Annotated in this window: 20 protein-coding genes; 1 reads left to right on the forward strand and 19 read right to left on the reverse strand. The window is 34.7% G+C overall.

What is annotated here, in order from left to right; genetic code table 11:
* Positions 1–24: 24 nt before the first annotated feature.
* The 3 genes from BM260_RS01700 to BM260_RS01710 all read right to left on the reverse strand — a co-directional run bounded on the left by BM260_RS01700 (position 25) and on the right by BM260_RS01710 (position 2,647).
* Entirely contained in the window at positions 25–1,506 is a 1,482-nt protein-coding gene (locus BM260_RS01700) for a lmo1851 family serine protease (protein WP_093534380.1), read from the reverse strand.
* A gap of 143 nt (positions 1,507–1,649) precedes the next feature.
* Positions 1,650–2,354, reverse strand: a complete 705-nt coding sequence (deoD, locus tag BM260_RS01705; protein WP_093534383.1) for a purine-nucleoside phosphorylase — start codon at positions 2,352–2,354, stop codon at positions 1,650–1,652.
* A 71-nt stretch (positions 2,355–2,425) separates the two neighbouring features.
* Positions 2,426–2,647, reverse strand: coding sequence for a YozE family protein (locus BM260_RS01710; protein ID WP_093534385.1), 222 nt, complete (start codon positions 2,645–2,647; stop codon positions 2,426–2,428).
* A 144-nt stretch (positions 2,648–2,791) separates the two neighbouring features.
* On the opposite strand from BM260_RS01710, the gene BM260_RS01715 reads away from it, so the two are divergent.
* Entirely contained in the window at positions 2,792–4,633 is a 1,842-nt protein-coding gene (locus BM260_RS01715) for a methyl-accepting chemotaxis protein (RefSeq protein WP_245762609.1), read from the forward strand.
* A gap of 462 nt (positions 4,634–5,095) precedes the next feature.
* Here BM260_RS01715 and msrB read toward each other — a convergent pair whose 3' ends face one another.
* The 16 genes from msrB to BM260_RS01790 all read right to left on the reverse strand — a co-directional run bounded on the left by msrB (position 5,096) and on the right by BM260_RS01790 (position 16,678).
* On the reverse strand, positions 5,096–5,506 hold the full coding sequence (gene msrB / locus BM260_RS18595; RefSeq protein WP_245762610.1) for a peptide-methionine (R)-S-oxide reductase MsrB: 411 nt from the start codon (positions 5,504–5,506) through the stop codon (positions 5,096–5,098).
* Positions 5,507–6,028, reverse strand: a complete 522-nt coding sequence (msrA, locus tag BM260_RS18600) for a peptide-methionine (S)-S-oxide reductase MsrA (RefSeq protein WP_245762611.1) — start codon at positions 6,026–6,028, stop codon at positions 5,507–5,509.
* Between the two features lie 11 nt (positions 6,029–6,039).
* Positions 6,040–6,612, reverse strand: a complete 573-nt coding sequence (locus BM260_RS01725) for a YpmS family protein (RefSeq protein WP_093534387.1) — start codon at positions 6,610–6,612, stop codon at positions 6,040–6,042.
* 12 nt (positions 6,613–6,624) lie between these two features.
* On the reverse strand, positions 6,625–7,431 hold the full coding sequence (locus BM260_RS01730; protein ID WP_245762612.1) for a GDSL-type esterase/lipase family protein: 807 nt from the start codon (positions 7,429–7,431) through the stop codon (positions 6,625–6,627).
* Between the two features lie 67 nt (positions 7,432–7,498).
* Positions 7,499–8,338 carry a DegV family protein gene (locus BM260_RS01735; protein WP_093534389.1) on the reverse strand — a complete coding sequence of 280 codons (840 nt, stop codon included), beginning with the start codon at positions 8,336–8,338 and terminating at the stop codon, positions 7,499–7,501.
* A gap of 60 nt (positions 8,339–8,398) precedes the next feature.
* On the reverse strand, positions 8,399–9,157 hold the full coding sequence (locus BM260_RS01740) for a lysophospholipid acyltransferase family protein (protein ID WP_093535674.1): 759 nt from the start codon (positions 9,155–9,157) through the stop codon (positions 8,399–8,401).
* Positions 9,135–9,623, reverse strand: a complete 489-nt coding sequence (locus tag BM260_RS01745; protein ID WP_093534391.1) for a dihydrofolate reductase — start codon at positions 9,621–9,623, stop codon at positions 9,135–9,137. Before BM260_RS01745 ends, BM260_RS01740 begins: the two co-directional genes overlap by 23 nt.
* An 18-nt stretch (positions 9,624–9,641) precedes the next feature.
* Positions 9,642–10,586: a thymidylate synthase gene (locus BM260_RS01750; RefSeq protein WP_093534393.1), complete on the reverse strand. Its 945-nt coding sequence runs from the start codon at positions 10,584–10,586 to the stop codon at positions 9,642–9,644.
* A gap of 336 nt (positions 10,587–10,922) precedes the next feature.
* Positions 10,923–11,657 carry a polysaccharide deacetylase family protein gene (locus BM260_RS01755; protein ID WP_093534395.1) on the reverse strand — a complete coding sequence of 245 codons (735 nt, stop codon included), beginning with the start codon at positions 11,655–11,657 and terminating at the stop codon, positions 10,923–10,925.
* 606 nt (positions 11,658–12,263) lie between these two features.
* The gene (locus BM260_RS01760) at positions 12,264–12,833 is read right to left on the reverse strand and encodes a YpjP family protein (RefSeq protein WP_093534397.1); all 570 of its coding nucleotides are present in this window, start codon (positions 12,831–12,833) and stop codon (positions 12,264–12,266) included.
* 295 nt (positions 12,834–13,128) lie between these two features.
* Entirely contained in the window at positions 13,129–13,908 is a 780-nt protein-coding gene (locus BM260_RS01765) for a class I SAM-dependent methyltransferase (protein ID WP_093534399.1), read from the reverse strand.
* Complete coding sequence (locus BM260_RS01770) at positions 13,905–14,342, reverse strand: BrxA/BrxB family bacilliredoxin (protein WP_093534401.1); 438 nt, start codon at positions 14,340–14,342, stop codon at positions 13,905–13,907. The genes BM260_RS01765 and BM260_RS01770 overlap by 4 nt, the downstream gene beginning before the upstream one ends.
* Before the next feature lie 308 nt (positions 14,343–14,650).
* Positions 14,651–15,043: a hypothetical protein gene (locus BM260_RS01775; protein WP_093534403.1), complete on the reverse strand. Its 393-nt coding sequence runs from the start codon at positions 15,041–15,043 to the stop codon at positions 14,651–14,653.
* A 15-nt stretch (positions 15,044–15,058) separates the two neighbouring features.
* Positions 15,059–15,490, reverse strand: a complete 432-nt coding sequence (locus tag BM260_RS01780; protein WP_093534406.1) for a hypothetical protein — start codon at positions 15,488–15,490, stop codon at positions 15,059–15,061.
* A gap of 286 nt (positions 15,491–15,776) precedes the next feature.
* Positions 15,777–16,406, reverse strand: a complete 630-nt coding sequence (locus BM260_RS01785; protein ID WP_093534408.1) for a hypothetical protein — start codon at positions 16,404–16,406, stop codon at positions 15,777–15,779.
* Between the two features lie 68 nt (positions 16,407–16,474).
* Entirely contained in the window at positions 16,475–16,678 is a 204-nt protein-coding gene (locus tag BM260_RS01790; protein ID WP_093534410.1) for a hypothetical protein, read from the reverse strand.
* Positions 16,679–16,818 lie beyond the last annotated feature (140 nt).

Consider the following 16,818-nt stretch of genomic DNA (forward strand, 5'->3'; position numbering starts at 1 on the left):
ATAGGCCAGCTTTCATCCAACTCTTTATTTGTTTAACAAATCTTTCACAACTTCTTGCGCTTTTAACAACTGAGGATCTTCTTCTAAAATTTTCTCTCTAAGTAAATTCATCAATTGATAAGAAGTATCGCCATCTATATCACCAGAAACTTTAAGTTTGTTGTCGGTCTGGAACTTCTTCACAGCAGCATTCATCTGTGCGTCATAGTTACCATCTACTTCACCTACATCATATCCAACTGCCTTTAACATTTCTTCAGCAGTTTGAACTGCTTCGGAGGATTGGTTAGTTTTCAATGTTACAGTAGTATCTAGAGGCGGTAACATAGCATAGGATGGATATTCCACAACATGATCTGGAAGAATCCCTTTTTCATGAATCCAGTTTCCTTCTGGCGTTAACCACTTAGCAGTTGTAATTTTAATATTAGAACCATCCGGTAAATCATTTACTGTTTGTACAGTCCCTTTACCAAAAGAATTTAAGCCTACTAATGGTACATTTGCAGATTCACTTAAGGCACCAGCCAATATTTCTGAAGCTGAAGCACTACCTTCATCAATGATTAATGTAACAGGTACTTTGATACGAGTTCCATCGGTAGCTACTGTAACCTCTTTGTTATCCTGAATTTCAATTTGCAGTAAGTTCTTTCCTTCTTCTACAAAGAGATTAGAAATATCTATCGCAGAAGATAGTAAACCTCCTGGATTTTGACGAACATCAAGTACTAACGCTTTCATGCCCTCTTTTTCCATGGCATCAATCGCTTTTAACAACTCATCATATGTGTTTGTTGAAAAACTCGATATAATAATATGCGCCACTTGATCATCCAACATTTCTGCATATACCGTTTCAATTGGAATATCGTCACGGACAATTGTTACATCCATTACAGCATTAGTACCACGTTGTATAGATAGAGTTACTTCTGTCCCTTTACTACCACGAATAAGTAATACTGCTTCGGAAGCACTAAATCCTTTAATATCTTTTCCATCTACTGCCATAACTTTATCATTTGGCATCAACCCTGCTTTTTCAGCAGGCGAGTTTTTAATAGGTGACACGATGTTAATAACTCCGTCTACTTCTTGAATCTCTGCACCTATCCCTTGAAAACTCGAAGAAATATTTTCATTGAATTGAGAAGCCTCATCCTGGTTCATATAATCGGAATATGGATCTTCTAAAGCATCAATCATCCCGTTAATAGCGCCATTAATCACAGCTTCTTCATCAACTTCTTTATAATATTCTTCTTCTAATTTATCGTAAGCCAAATACAATTTAGAGAACTCAGATCGCTCGCTCTTATCACCTGCATTTACATTTACAACTTTTTCATCCCCCCATGTTAACGCAATCAAGGTAACAGCTGCTGTTGCTACAACAAGGGCAAAAATAGTTAATAGGAAAACAAATGGTTTCATTTTAATATATTTGGATGCTGGTTTTATTTCTGTAAATTCTTCTTCGTTATTTTGTTTTTGTTCGTCCAAATCCTTCACCCTTTTCAAAAAACTTCTTTAAATAATGTATGTAATATTTAATATTTTAAGTCATCGTATTATTTTAAAAAAGACTGTCATATAGATGACAGTCTATTTATGATTGTTATCTTATTCAAAGCTAATAGTAGTTGTTAGTCTTGAATTGCAGCTTCTAATGCAACTACAATCATATCATTGAACGTTGTTTGACGCTCTTCAGAAGAAGTTGCTTCTCCCGTGATAATATGATCACTAACTGTTAAAACAGATAATGCTTGACGTCCAAATTTAGCCGCAAGTGTATAAAGAGCTGCTGTCTCCATTTCTACAGCAAGAACTCCGTAGTCCGCCCACTTCTCATTTTGTGCGTTCTCATTGTAGAATAAATCAGCTGTAAATACATTCCCAACTTTTAAATTCAATCCAGCTTCTTTGCCTGCATTATATGCTTTATACAGTAAGTCAAAGTCAGCTGTTGGAGCAAAACTTATATCATCCAAAAGAACTTTGTTCATAGATGAATCTGAAGATGCACTTTGAGCAAGAATTACGTCACGCACTTTCACATCTTTTTGGATTGCACCACAAGTTCCAACTCGGATTAACTTTTGTACATCATACTCATTCATCAATTCTGTAACATAAATAGATATAGATGGCACTCCCATTCCTGTACCTTGTACAGAAATACGTTTTCCTTTATAAGTTCCCGTATATCCAAACATGTTACGAACCTCATTATACTGGACAACATCTTCTAAGAATGTTTCCGCAATATACTTCGCACGTAGTGGATCTCCAGGTAATAGGATTGTGTCTGCAATTTCACCTTTTTTAGCATTAATATGAATACTCATTTAATTAACCTCATTTCTAATACGTTTCGGCTTAATGATACCGTTTTTTTCCTATAATTGCAATGAACTTGCTACTTAGAATCCTCTATATAATACTCCCATATTTCATCAAATACAGTTGCAGGCATATTCGGATCTGCTAGCTCTTCAATATACAACGAAACTTTATCGAAAGAAGTTTCTGCTTTTGGAAAATCGTGGTGATTAAACATACTATTAGCAAATACTGCCTTTTCATCATCCTTTTGACCCCCACGATACTTTAATGCAAATAAATAAAACGATTGTCTCATAAAATTTCCCTCCTTTAGTCCTGAAGACTTATAAAAAAATAAAAAAATGTAGATAATTCAAACTAAAACAAGTAAACTTAAAAATGATAATAGTTTGACATATTGAAAGGATTGGTCTGATTGAGAAGTAATACTACCAGGAATTTGAAATCCTTGAAATTCCCCTCTATAAAAAGAAATCGAACGAGTAAAGAAAAAGCTAAACGGGAAAATCCTTTATCTCTTTTTAAAAGATTAAAGAAAAAGGATAATAAATTAGATAATAATGATACATCCAAAGGGAGTTTCTTACAATCCATACGAGGGCGAGTATTAATAATATTCACCGTTCTTATCATTATTTTAATATTAATGCTTGTACTGACCTCTACCAAAATGTTCTCTGCTCAACAAGCTCTAGAGAAATTTACAAATGTGGATATAAAAGAGCAGATGATGGTCAATCAGATTGCGACCGAAATAGCTCAACTTGCCAATGCAGAACAAAGTTATATTATTACCGGTAAGCAAAATTATATGGCAAGCTATAAAAAATATAAAGACTCAACTATTACACATATTAAACAATTAACAGAAACATATAAAAATCGTCCAGAAGAATCACAAAAATTACAATCAATTGATCAATTTTTCACAACATACTTAGGATACTCAGAACGAGTAATCAAAATTCGTGATGAACAAGGTATAGAGGCAGCACAAAAGTTAGTCAATACAGGAAATGGTAAAACTGCGATGAATTATGTGGATGTACATATCGCTGCAATGAATGAAATTCTGGAGAAGAAAAACATTGAGCAAATTGCTTTGTTAAAAAAAGAAAATAATACATCACTTATATTATTCATAGCACTTACTGTTTTTTCTGTCATACTTACTTTGTCATTTGGTATTTTCCTTTTCTATTCTATTAAGCGGAGTACTAATGCTATAAACCGCTCTATATTAGATATTGCTCAAGCTGGTGGAGATTTAACTAGACGAGTAAAAGTTAGATCAAAAGATGAATTTTCCGAGATAGCTATGAGTACGAATGTATTAATATCATCCATAGCAGACCTTGTAAGAAGAGTGAGAGAGCTTACCGTAAACGTCTCGGCTAGTGGTCAAGAATTAATGGCTTCCTCAGACGAAACCGCCTTAACGATACAATCTATTGCTGATTCTACCAACGAAATTGCTGTCGGTAGTGATCAAACATTAAGAAGTATGACGGAAGCAATTCAAAAGATGAATTCATTAGAAGAAGCAACAAGGTACTTAAACAATGATGCGCAATCAGTTAAACAAGCTACCGATCACATGATTGAAGCTGCTCAAAAAGGTGGAGAATCTGTACAGCATTCATCCAACGTAATGATGAGTATCGAAGAAACAATGGCTAATACGACTCAAACTGTAGAATCACTTGGTATCAAATCTCACGAAATTACATCCATTATAAAAACGATAACAGCTATTGCAGAACAAACAAATCTTCTAGCATTAAATGCTGCAATTGAAGCTGCTCGTGCAGGAGAACATGGCAGAGGATTTGCCGTTGTTGCTGATGAGGTTAGAAAGTTAGCGGAACAATCCCAGAAGGCTGCAAAAGAAGTTACTGGCATTGTAACTTCTATACAAACTGAAGTTACTTCTATTGTTAAACAAAATAAAGAAGGTGTCGAAAGTGTAATTCGCGGAGTTGAAGTTGCAAACGAAACGAATACTTCACTAGACCAAATTATGAATCAAACAAATGAAACTATTTCCATCATCGATAAGATGGTAAAACAAATCGAAGAAACACTAAACTTTAGTCAAGAAGTTGCTGCATCTTTTATAGAAGTAACGCAAATTGCCGAAAATACAGCATCCAACACGGAAACGTCCGCTGCTGCTGCTGAACAAGGATCTGCTGCAATGCAAGAAATTAATGCATCTGCTGTGGAATTATCGCACCAAGCAGATGAATTAAGTAAAGTAGTAAATGAATTCAAACTATAATTTCGTTACCCCCAAAAGACCAGACGATCCTAATTCAATCGTTCTCGAAGGCTTTAGACAGACGGTTGCTAATGATTACTGAAAGAAAATTTTTAGAGATGCTAGTTTGATTGTGACGGACGTCACAACGAACCAGCATCTCTTTTTTTTGGTAATTTTATGGCGTTTGCCTGTCCGGTCACCCTTCTACAACTCCTCGAAACAGGTAAGTCCATTTCGGATAACAAGAGAAAAAATACTTTCTTATTCATTGAGGAAGCTTTCGAAAATGCAATTTCACTAATTTAGGTAGTACAAACCGAAAGATAATGCTCTTAGTCTTCCGTTCCGTTAACTACCTTAAACGGAGATCATAGCGGTACTATTGGTTGATTAACGGGAACCCAAAATACACGCGAAAACTTGTTACTTTAACTAAAAAAAGGAAGTGGATTCCCCACTTCCTTTTTAGTTATTCATTTATTAAAATAATCTACTATACTCTTCATAGCCTTCTTCAGCTAATTTTTCCTTTGGTACAAATCGTAGTGCTGCAGAATTGATACAGTACCGTAGCCCAGTTTCTTCCTTAGGTCCATCCGGGAACACATGTCCAAGATGAGAGTCTGCAGTTTTACTACGCACTTCTACTCTTCTCATGCCATGGGTATCATCAAACTTCTCTAAAACCTCATGTTCTTCAATAGGTCGAGTAAAGCTTGGCCAACCACAACCTGCATCATATTTATCTTTTGAATGGAAAAGAGGTTTGCCAGATACTATGTCTACATATATGCCTTCATCAAAATGCTGATCATACTCACCTTGAAATGGAGGCTCCGTACCATTTTGTTGGGTTACATAAAATTGCATTTCTGTTAAATTCTCTTTCATTTATAGCCCCTCCTTTATACTTTCCACAAATGCCGCTCTCCCTGATCCCGTAAAATAGCCATTATAGTGTGCAGGGTTTTTCTTATAATAATCTTGATGATACTCCTCTGCAGGGTAAAACTCCGCGGCAGGTAGTATTTTCACTGCAATTTTAGCTTTAAATTTCCCTGAAGCATCCAAAGCATCCTTAGAAGCGATTGCTTTTTCTTTTTGCTCTTCTGTATGATAAAAAATAGCAGTTTGATAAGATGATCCTCGGTCAAAAAATTGACCATTGTCATCAGTTGGATCTATATTCAGCCAAAAAATTTCTAATAAACGATCATATGAAAAAATAGCTGGGTCAAAAGTGATTTGTACTGCTTCATAATGTCCAGTTGCATTAGAACAAACTTGTTCGTATGTCGGATTAGGTACATGTCCACCCGTATATCCTGAGATTACTTTTTCAATTCCATCGTACGAATCAAAAGGCTTCACCATACACCAAAAACAGCCGCCCGCAAAAGTTGCTTTTTCCATTGTTTTGCCTCCTATTCTTTCGGTATTACAATCTCAAGCGTAATGATATCCTCTGCTAAATTCAACTCTTTTGCTCGAACTCCAACTCCAGAGTCCATGGGAATATCAGATAATTGAATGAGGACTTCTTCTTTTTCTGGATCTACCACCATCCATTTTGGAAGCTCAATCGAATCTCTCAGAAGCTTTAAAATGGTTTCGGGATCCAAACTTAATCGTCCAATTTCGACGGAAGATTGCTCTAAACGAATATTTCCATTCTCTTCTACATATGGTTCAAAAAACATTCTTACCGGCAAGTTAATAGAAAAAGCAGTGAACTCTGATGACAAAACAATTTGATCATCCACTGATATTTGAAGGGGAAGAGGCTTATCTCCCATCGCCTTTTTAAGATAAGTATTGGCAATAGCTTGAAAATCCTCTTTCGTAGCGTTTACAGTTAACACATTTCCTTCTGCTGGTGTGTTTGTTTCCTCTATCCATACAGACTCAACAGGAGCTGTTATCCAATAAACAACAGTTCCAATACTGCCGATCAAAAGTAGTACTAATAAAAAAAACGCGATTTTCCACTTATTCAATCCATCAACTCCCTAAAACAACAATTCCCTGTTATCCTCATCTATTAAACCACAATCTTGCATTGAGCTAACTATTTCATCTATAACAAGCTGATATCCCTTGCTATTGGGATGGAAAAAGTCTGTATGATAAACCAAATTTGTATTTGTTACGAAAAGATGATCGATTGGTATAAAACAAGCATTCATATCATCTTCAGCCATCTCTTCGATAGCTTCATTCCAATTATTTAAAATTAAATCAAATTCAGATTTCTCATCTGTAACAATCGTAATAGGATTATATAAACCCATGATGATAATTGGGGCAGTACTATTAATCTCCCTAATCTCATCAAGAATCTGTTCATAATTCTTTTCGAATTTATTTAATTCCTTTTCAAAAGCCTCTACTTTCAAATTAAACAAATCTTTTTTTATTACTTTCATGATGTCATTTCCACCAATAGTTAAAGTAATTAAATGAGCTTTCCGGATATGATGATCAATATCTCCAGCTTTTAACATTTTTAATAGTTGATCACTTCTGCGCCCTCTTTTTGCAGTATTGGTTAAATCTACAGCTTCTATTCCATTATATTGTGAAAAATGTTGCTGGAGCCTTCCAAAGTATCCTTCCCTCTTTAACTCATCTCCAACTCCTTGTGTTAAAGAATCTCCCAGCCCAACGACTTCTATCGTTCTCGGGAAGAACTGAAAAGGAATAACATAATCTTCAAAAAGCACATCCTGTTTTTCCGAAAAGCTAACCTCCACCATATCATTGGAATTACATCCTACTAGAAAGATAACGCTTATAATAATTATTAAATATCTCATTTGCAGAAACCCCTTTTGGTAAAACAAAAGCAGGGAAAAATACGCTTCCCTGCCCTCTGCCTTTTACCTATTCAGTCATATACATAAATCCAATTGCTCCTGGTCCTGTATGCGTACTAATAACGGGAGAGGTAAACGAAACTTGGATGTCTAAAAAACCTGACTCCTTTATTAAATTCATCAAAGGAGTCGCCATAGAAAACCCATTTGCATGCGAAATACCTACTGCTTTGACCACTTTCCCTTTTGTATCAGCTATATACCGGTCAAATAAGTAATTAACAACTTGTTTATGACTTCTTACTTTTGCAATCGGTGTATACTCACCACCCGCTAAGCTTGCAATTGGTTTAATAGAAAGTAATGAACCGAGCATTGCCTTTCCTTTTCCAATTCGTCCACCTTTAACAAGGTTATCCAAAGTATCTACGACTACAAATAAATCAGACTTGCTACGAATATCTTCCACTTTTTGAATGATTGCTTCTTTTGTCTCGCCATTGGAAGCCATTCTAGCTGCTTCTTCCACTTGAAATAGTAATGCAAACGATATAAATTTCGAATCGATTACAGTAACATCTGCAGTTGACATTTCAGCAGCTGCTTGTGCTGATTTGACAGTTCCACTCATGCCACCAGTCATATGTATAGAGATAATTTGATCACCATTTTTACCTAGCTCGTCGTATAATTCTTTAAACACTCCTGATGATGGCTGCGATGATTTTGGCAGTTCTTTAGATGTCGCCATTTTTTCTAAAAATTCCTCTGGGTTTATATCTACTCCGTCGATATATGATTCACCATCAATATGAATAGTCAAAGGTACTACATGTATATTATATTGTTCTATCAGGGCTGATGTTAAATCCGCTGTAGAATCAGTTACTATATGAACTTTCGGCATATGCTATCCCTTCCCTTCCTACTTATTACTATTATAAGAAGAATACTGGTGTTCTGTAAACTATTTGATAGCTGAACTCATAAAATCGATTTCTTTAGCAATGATTGTGTGTAAATCCTCTATAATTTTGCTCGGTTCATTGTGGGCAATATTCTCTACAGTGTATGTGGGTAACACGCTTATTTGAACGTTAGCAGGACAAATTTTATTATTATTTTTTTCCATAATGTTTGAAGTGCCATATATGGCTATTGGAACAATTGGAACATTGGCCATTTTTGCAATTCGTACAAATCCTGATTTAAAATCCCCTACTTCTCCTCCCTTGCTTCTTGTACCTTCTGGGAAGATTAAAATAGAGTGCCCCTTTTTTAAAATGTTCACAGTATCCTCAATTGACTGATAGGAACTTTTTCGATTGGACCTATCTAAAAATACACAATTCATTTCTTCCATCCACTGCGAGATAATGGGAAGTTTTTTTACTTCTATTTTCGATATGAATCCGAAAGGTTTGGGAATATACGCTAGTAAACTTGGAATATCGAAATTCCCTTCATGGTTGGAAATAAACAACACAGGTCCACTTGGAAGATTTTCTTCCCCTTGAAATCTGAAAGTACTTTTCGTTCTTTGTAGAATTCCACTTGACCATAATTGAGGCACACGATGAACAAGTCGATCATATTGCTCCGTAGTAATCATATTCTTTTGCTTTTTAATAGTTATTAATTTAGATAAAGAAACTGGTAAATATCCAAACAAAAATCCAAAAGTTCTTAGACTCGAAAACAAATTATTCACTAACCTTTCGTTCATAAACCAAATAAGCATAAGTAATACCATCTGGCGTTTTCATATCTTCCGTTGTTTCAACTAACACCCAGTCATCACCATATGGCGGGAAATAAGTATCTCCTTCAAAACTTTGTTGGATAAAAGTTATATAAAGTCTATCTGCTTTAGGTAAAACAGCTCGAAAAATTTGTTCACCCCCAATTACCATTACTTCTTCATGATGAGCAGAGGCTATTTCAATTGCCTCAACTAGGTCTGTCACTACCTCAGCACCCTCAATTTTATAATCGAGATTTCTCGAGACGATAATATTTTTCCGTCCTGGTAGCACTCGCCCGATGGATTCAAATGTATTTCTTCCCATTACAATGGCTTTGTCCATCGTTGTTTTTTTAAAGTAAGCAAGATCACCTGGAATATACCAAGGCATTTTGTTTTCAAATCCAATTACTCGATTAGGATCATGTGCAACAATTAGTGAAATCATTTGTTTCCTCCTCTAATTTTATACGGCAATTGGTGCCTTAATTCGCGGATGCGGATCATAACCCTCTAAGGCAATATCTTCTATTTCAAAATCAAAAATAGACTCTTTTTGGTCGTTCAATAGAAGTTGTGGCAATGCACGCGGCTCTCTTTCCAATTGAGTTGTCACCTGTTCCATATGATTTACATACAAATGAGCGTCTCCTAAAGTATGTACAAATTCTCCAACTTCTAAATGGCATTCTTTAGCTATTAAATGTGTTAATAAAGCATATGAGGCAATATTAAAGGGAACTCCTAAAAATACATCCGCACTACGCTGATAGAGCTGACAAGATAACTTGCCATTTGCAACATAAAATTGCATAAAGGCGTGACATGGTGGTAAAGCCATTTCATCTACCTCTGCCGGGTTCCATGCAGTAATGATATGTCTTCTAGAGTCTGGATTTACTTTAATCTGCTCTATAACATTACGCAATTGGTCAATCGTTTGACCATCCATCGTCGGCCAAGATCTCCATTGACGGCCATAGACTGGACCTAAGTCACCAAATTCTTCTGCAAATGCATCTTCCGATAATATCTTTTCGCAGAATAGATCCATTTGCTGTTGCACAACATTTTTAAATTCCGGATCCTTTGCTGCCCGAACACCAAAATTTGTCATGTCAGGTCCCGTATATTCTTCACTGTTTACCCATTTTTCAAACGCCCATTCATCCCAAATATGATTATTAGCTTGTATAAGTGTTTTGACATTTGTATCACCTTTTAAAAACCATAGTAGCTCGCTGACTACTAAACGAAATGCCGTCTTTTTTGTGGTAAGAAGAGGAAATCCTTCTGACAGATCAAAGCGCATTTGATAACCGAAAACGCTTTTTGTACCAGTTCCGGTCCGATCTCCTTTTGTAACTCCACTATTCATAATATGTTTACACAAAGTAAGGTATTGCTCCATGTCATATCCCTCTTTCCGTTTTCATACAAAAAAGCTCTCACTATGAGAGCCATTTTGGTGGTGTGTTTTTTGACCAAAACCCAATCCATTTAGCAATGTATAATATTTTAATACTAGCCCTAGATAAATCAACGTTTATTAGGTTTCGAATTTGTATTACTTATAACTTTAGTATATTATAGCATTGTTTTGGGGTGCATTTGGAGTAATATTCACCTTTTTTGTTCTATTAAATAATTGCTCGTTGAAAAGTTAGACGGATGGGCAGGTCGCGCATTAAACATTCTAGACTCTAGTATTGCCGTTAGTACATTAAAGGTACAGCTTCTTAAAAACCTATTTTTCTTGTTTATTGTTTATCTTTATGAGTTCTGACACCGTAACAAAGACATAATCTTGTTTTTGGAGCTCCTCAATAATTTTTTCTAAAGCTTTAACTGTTTGACTTCGATTTCCCCCACCATCATGAAATAAAATGATATTCCCTGGCTCTACATTATTTAATACTTTTTTTTCTATACGATGCACTCCAGGACTTTTCCAATCCTCGGTATCTTGATGCCAAGACCACATCACCACTTGGTACCCTTTTTTTACAACACTTTGAATCATTTGATCGGTGTATTGCCCTTCTACTGGACGGAACAGCTCTGGACGATAACCCGTTATACTAAAAATTAAGTCATCCGTTTGTTTTAACTCTAATTCTAATTTAGAGAGCGTTGTTTTTGGATGATGAGTATAAGTATGATTTGCAATCTCATGACCTTCGTTGTATTGGCGTAAAATTAAATCTGGATTTTTTTCAGCAAGTTCACCAACAACAAAAAATGTAGCCTTTGCATTATGTTTCTCTAAAATTTCCAGTATCTCTGCTGTGTATTTTGGATGTGGTCCGTCGTCAAATGTAAGAGCCACGACCTTTTCTTTCGTGTTAATCTCCCACACTATCTCTCCAGTATTTTCGTAATGATATCGGTCTTTAACTGCTGAGGCCCTTAAATTAGAACCAAGATAGAAAGTTATTCCAACTAAAAATAAAGTGAGTATAATACTATATCTCTTTGTCATGACACCTCATCATTCCAATCTTAATATTTTACGGAGATTTGATTACTTTTTACTCCATGGTAGTTTTTATACCTTCGCCCCCCAAAAATTAGACAAATAAAATTAAATTTTTAAATAACCAGCATAAAACTTCCTTTATTGTATTATTCTATCTTCAACTTTGGACTAGATTCTCTACATACCTTACACATTTGTAGACTGGAATTTAAAAACGGGAACCTTATCTTCTTGGCTTTTGAGTTTGTACAAAAGTACCTCCAGAGCGTCATAAAAAGTATATTCTAATTTCGATTGGTAATCATAAAGTCAAGGCCGTTACTACAATCAAAAGGAAATATTTGATCAGCTGTTGAAGCAAAGCTATACTGAAGATACGATTGTAGCTATGTAATTTCTCATTTTACCTGTATTTGTATTTTAATATTAAACGGAGTGCGGATTAGGGAATTGAGGGCTTTTCAGAAAGATGGAATAGCTGCTTCTAAATATTATGGGCAGAATTATTTACTTAATCCATTTGATGAATACGAAGAATGAGGGGGTATATTTCTATATACACTATCCAAACAAAAAAACACTCATTTTCACATGAGTGTTTTGGCTTTTTTAGGATAACCATTTTGGTGGTGTGTTTTTTGACCAATATATGTCACCTAGCACATAATGTTTAGAATATTTATCTTCGGCCAAGTGGTAATGGAAATTGAAATAATATCCTTCTAAAGGTTTTTTGTCCGTTCTTACATGAAAACGGATCAAGTCTTTTCTTGTAGTTTCATTATAAATATTGAAAATCTTTTCGTGATAATCTCCAGATGGCTTCTCAGAAATAGACAAACGTGTTACTTCCTGACTGGAAGCTTTTGCAATTGTCATATCAATAACCTCTTGTATTTTAGGGAAAATAACGTCGTCAAATTCATTTTGAATGACTGGTCCTATTCGATTACCAAACTTTATGTATGCTTGTTCTCTGGCAGCAACTGCCATATGTTCATAGGTCGGAGCTTCTTCCGTTATTGTAACTTGTTCATAATCACTTACATCAGAAGAAATTGCCCTTGGAGGACTCTTGGTATCTAATATTTGCTCCCATATAAAATGACTAGGAGATATTAGACCAAATGTTAGCAATGCAACAGTTATGATTATTGACTTTTGGAACCACTTTTTCATCCTATTCACCTTCTATATTGGGCAATTTTAGTAAAACTCTACATTCTATTAAACGTTTTAAAGAACTAAAGGTTTCATCTTCTTACTATTCATTGTACAATAAAATGTGTAAACATTCCATACAGCTTTTTTTTATCAAAGGAGGAAAATCACGATGGATTTAGGATTAGTTATTGGTATCGGATTTTTATTTTTAATAGCATATTTAACATCACTTTGCTTTACTGATTAATTGGAAGTTATATCGAGAGTCGTGACTAACGTCATGACTCTCTTTTCTATTTATATGACCAGATTATAAATTTATCACTCCATAATGAATTTTGGAGGATAATCTTATTTCTCTTTCAAACCCGAATTGTTCAAACACCGTAGAACGGAAATGCGCTTTTAATACAACTCTCTTTCTTGCAACTCTCTTAGCCTCTTCTATCCACTCAACGTTTAAAGCATCGTGAATACCAGCTGCTCTTAAAGCTTGAAAATTGGAAGACTCTTCAATAACTTCTTCAAACATTGGGTCTAGATAAACAACATCAAAGGAATTGGATGGCACCGTTCTTGTGTATTCCACTGCATCTTGATGAATTATATGTATTCTCCGCATACTAGTTTCTAATGTGTCATTATTCGATTCATAATTTTTTAGCCCTACATCGACCACATATGCTATAAGGGGTTCCTTCTCGCATGCACGCACAACCCCTTCATCACCTACCGCATAAGCAGCAATAATGCTATCGGAGCACAGACCAGCTGTCATATCTAAAATATGGTCACCTCGCTCTAAACGCGTTGCTTCCAAAAATGAATCTTGCTCACCATTCATGAGTCTCTTCAATCGAAAAGCTGCAGAATTGGGGTGAAAGAAAAAAGGAGAAGTGAAACCGTAAGAATACAGTTCCAATCTCTCTTTGTTCACCACAAGTACATTAGCATTCTGCTCTTGTTGTATAGTAGAAACTGATTTCTTGTGCCGTTGAATAAAAGGTAAATTTAACTCTTTGGCGATCCCTTTTGCTCTTAAAATATACGCTTCATTCGTTCTTCCAGCTGTCGTAATTACGGTGTTCATGAAGAAACAACTTGTGAAAGGACACCAGATAAATGATCTTTAATAGTCTCCATCGAGTTACTTTCAATTTGTTCACGTGGAATGAAGTAAGCTAACTTATCATCTTTCCAAATAGCAATAGAAGGTGAACTTGGTGGTACCTCCTCAAAATAACCTCGCATTGTTGCAGTAGCCTCTTGATCTTGTCCAGCAAATACAGTAACTAAGTTTTCAGGCTTAACTTCTAACTCATTTAATGCATGAACAACTGCAGGTCTAGCGAGTCCAGCAGCACAACCACACACGGAATTGATCACGATTAAAGAAACTCCACTTGCTGTAGACATATGCTCTTGTACATCCTTAGGTGTAGTAAGCTCTTTAAATCCTGCCCCCGTTAATTCACTTCTCATTGGTCCTACAATACCTTTCATATACTCATCGTATGCATTCATGATTTCGCCTTCTTTCAATTAGTTTCACATATCCTATTATAACAACATTTTCCCAGCATTAGCTAATACCCTGTTTTCTCAATTTGCGTACTCTTTCAGGATTTTTGTGACTTTTTTGTGATTTTCGTGACTTTCTTGTGCAACCAAAAGTATTCTTGTGCAACTTGTTAAACAGGTTTTATAAATACAAATAGAAACCACCTTTCATCTTTTTTTACCACAAGAACATTTATTCTAATTTATAACTAGTAATTTTTGGACAAATAAAAAAGCGACAAACTCAATTAAGAGAAAATCGCTATAAAATACTATTTATTATTTCTTAATTTTTCTAGTAAACTACTTACTTTTTCAGTAGCATCATCTGTTTCGCCTTGCAGAAGTGTAATTTTGTAGGTTTCATTGATCTTTATAATCTCAACAATATCTCCTTCATCCAAATGAAGATTGATTAAATTTTTAGGAATCAATAACTGCACTAATTCATCCTCAAGTAATAAAAACTTGCCAAAATCTCCATCTAAACTATCAAGTGTGTATTTCATTATCTGACCTGCGAATCCAATAAAAATACCCACCGCAAATGCGATGAGTGGAATGAAATTCTTATTTAGTGTTTCCGAGGTTGATCTTTTAATTAATTCCACCACTCCTAAAACAATTGGTACAATTACTGTTGCAAATAATAACACTGCCGTCATCATAAGTTCCTCCTCTTATTTTAAAATAGTTGCTTCAAGTATCAGGTAGATGATACCACCAGCTGAAAATATTGTTTTCATGAAATCCCAAGCTTTTGCCCAATTATCCCGTTTGATCTCAGTATCAACTTTTTTAATTTCTATGTCTGCCTTCCTTTGTTCCTGCTGCATGTCGATGTCAGCTTTTCTTAGTTCCTGTTGCATACCAGTTGAGGATTTTATCAAATCCCATTGTTTATCCATAATTGACTGAAAGAAAGAACGCGTTTCTTTGTTTTCTGTAAGAATGGTCGTCTTTAGGTCATGATAATTTTCGTCGGATTCACGTCGCCATTTTTCCATTTCCTTTTTCCATTCGAACAGAGCGTTTTGACCCTTCAATAAATATTCTCTATCTTTCTTTAATTGCTCTATCTCTTCTCCATGTACTTTAACTGTTTCAAACATAGACGAGTTGCCTCCTTCTGGCATCCTCTCACCCCTTTTTGGCAAATAAAAAGAGCACCCAATGGATGCCCTCAATGTTGATTATTAAGTTTTTCTTACAATGCAATATGTTCCAAAAGCAACTAATAATAAGTTCTCTTATTATTAGTAAAACGATTAATTAAAAAATTTACTATTGAATCTAAAACAACAAACGATTTGTTAAAATGTACACGATAATTCTCCAAAAATAAAGAGACCCAAATTATTGGACCTCGATTTTTTACTTAAAGTATAGTTTATATAATTACATACAATTACTTTTTCCAGGGAATTTCTTCTCTAAGTCTTGATTACAATTGTACATTACAATTCCTAAAGTTACAGCAATTCCAGCTATATTAGACTTAATGCCTAGGGCTACTATTTTTTTAGCAGCTAAAGTAAATTCTTTATCAGAAATCAAATTGGCTATTGTCGAAAGAGCTGTCGTTGGACCGTAATTTGCTTTTAATCCTGCTAATAAACACTTATTCTCAGCTGCAATAAATTCAGGTTTTTCCTTCATTAAATGCCACTCGCATGCCACTATTAGGGGAGTAATTACCGAAGAATCATCAAACCCTTTCTCATTTACCTCCACAAATAACCCTGCTTCTTCCATCCCTTGAATTATCTCTTGATAATCTTCAAAACCATTTAATTCTTCCTCAAAAATCGCTCTATCATAACCAAGCGTAAACCCATTTTTATCGGTTACAATACCTTTTTCAAAAATTAAACTTAAAGCAGTTTCAAGTGTAGCTATATCCTCTGAATCACCTTCGTCATAAGCATTAGTTTTATTAGTTTCAACAAAACCTCCAAACACCGATAATACAACGATAGATACCACCATACCTAACTTTAATAATATACTTTTAGAAAGCTTATTCATTTTAAAATTCCCCCTTTCTCTTTTATAATATCACACCAATTTACATTTTGAACCTAATTTGGTAAATATTAGATTTTGTTAACTTTATTTCTTTTTAACAACTTATTTATAACAACAAAAATTATTGCAGCAATTGATGTTATTATTATTTTTTGCGTTAAGTTAAAAGAATTAAAATTAATTGAAAGAATAACAAAAATACCAACTACGTAAACAATTAATCCTAAAACAAACCTTATATTATTTTTAAAAAAGTCTTTTAGATTTTCCATTAAATTTCACCTCGTATTTTAATTAGAATCTCAAATAAAATCTAGTTGTCTAAATATAGACGATAAATATTTGAGTTTGAAGTAAAAATCAAATACTATCGTAATACTCAAAACAAATAGCTCCTAAATATTAACACTTT

Origin of the sequence: Psychrobacillus psychrotolerans (assembly GCF_900115805.1) — a bacterium.
Taxonomy (GTDB): domain Bacteria; phylum Bacillota; class Bacilli; order Bacillales_A; family Planococcaceae; genus Psychrobacillus; species Psychrobacillus psychrotolerans.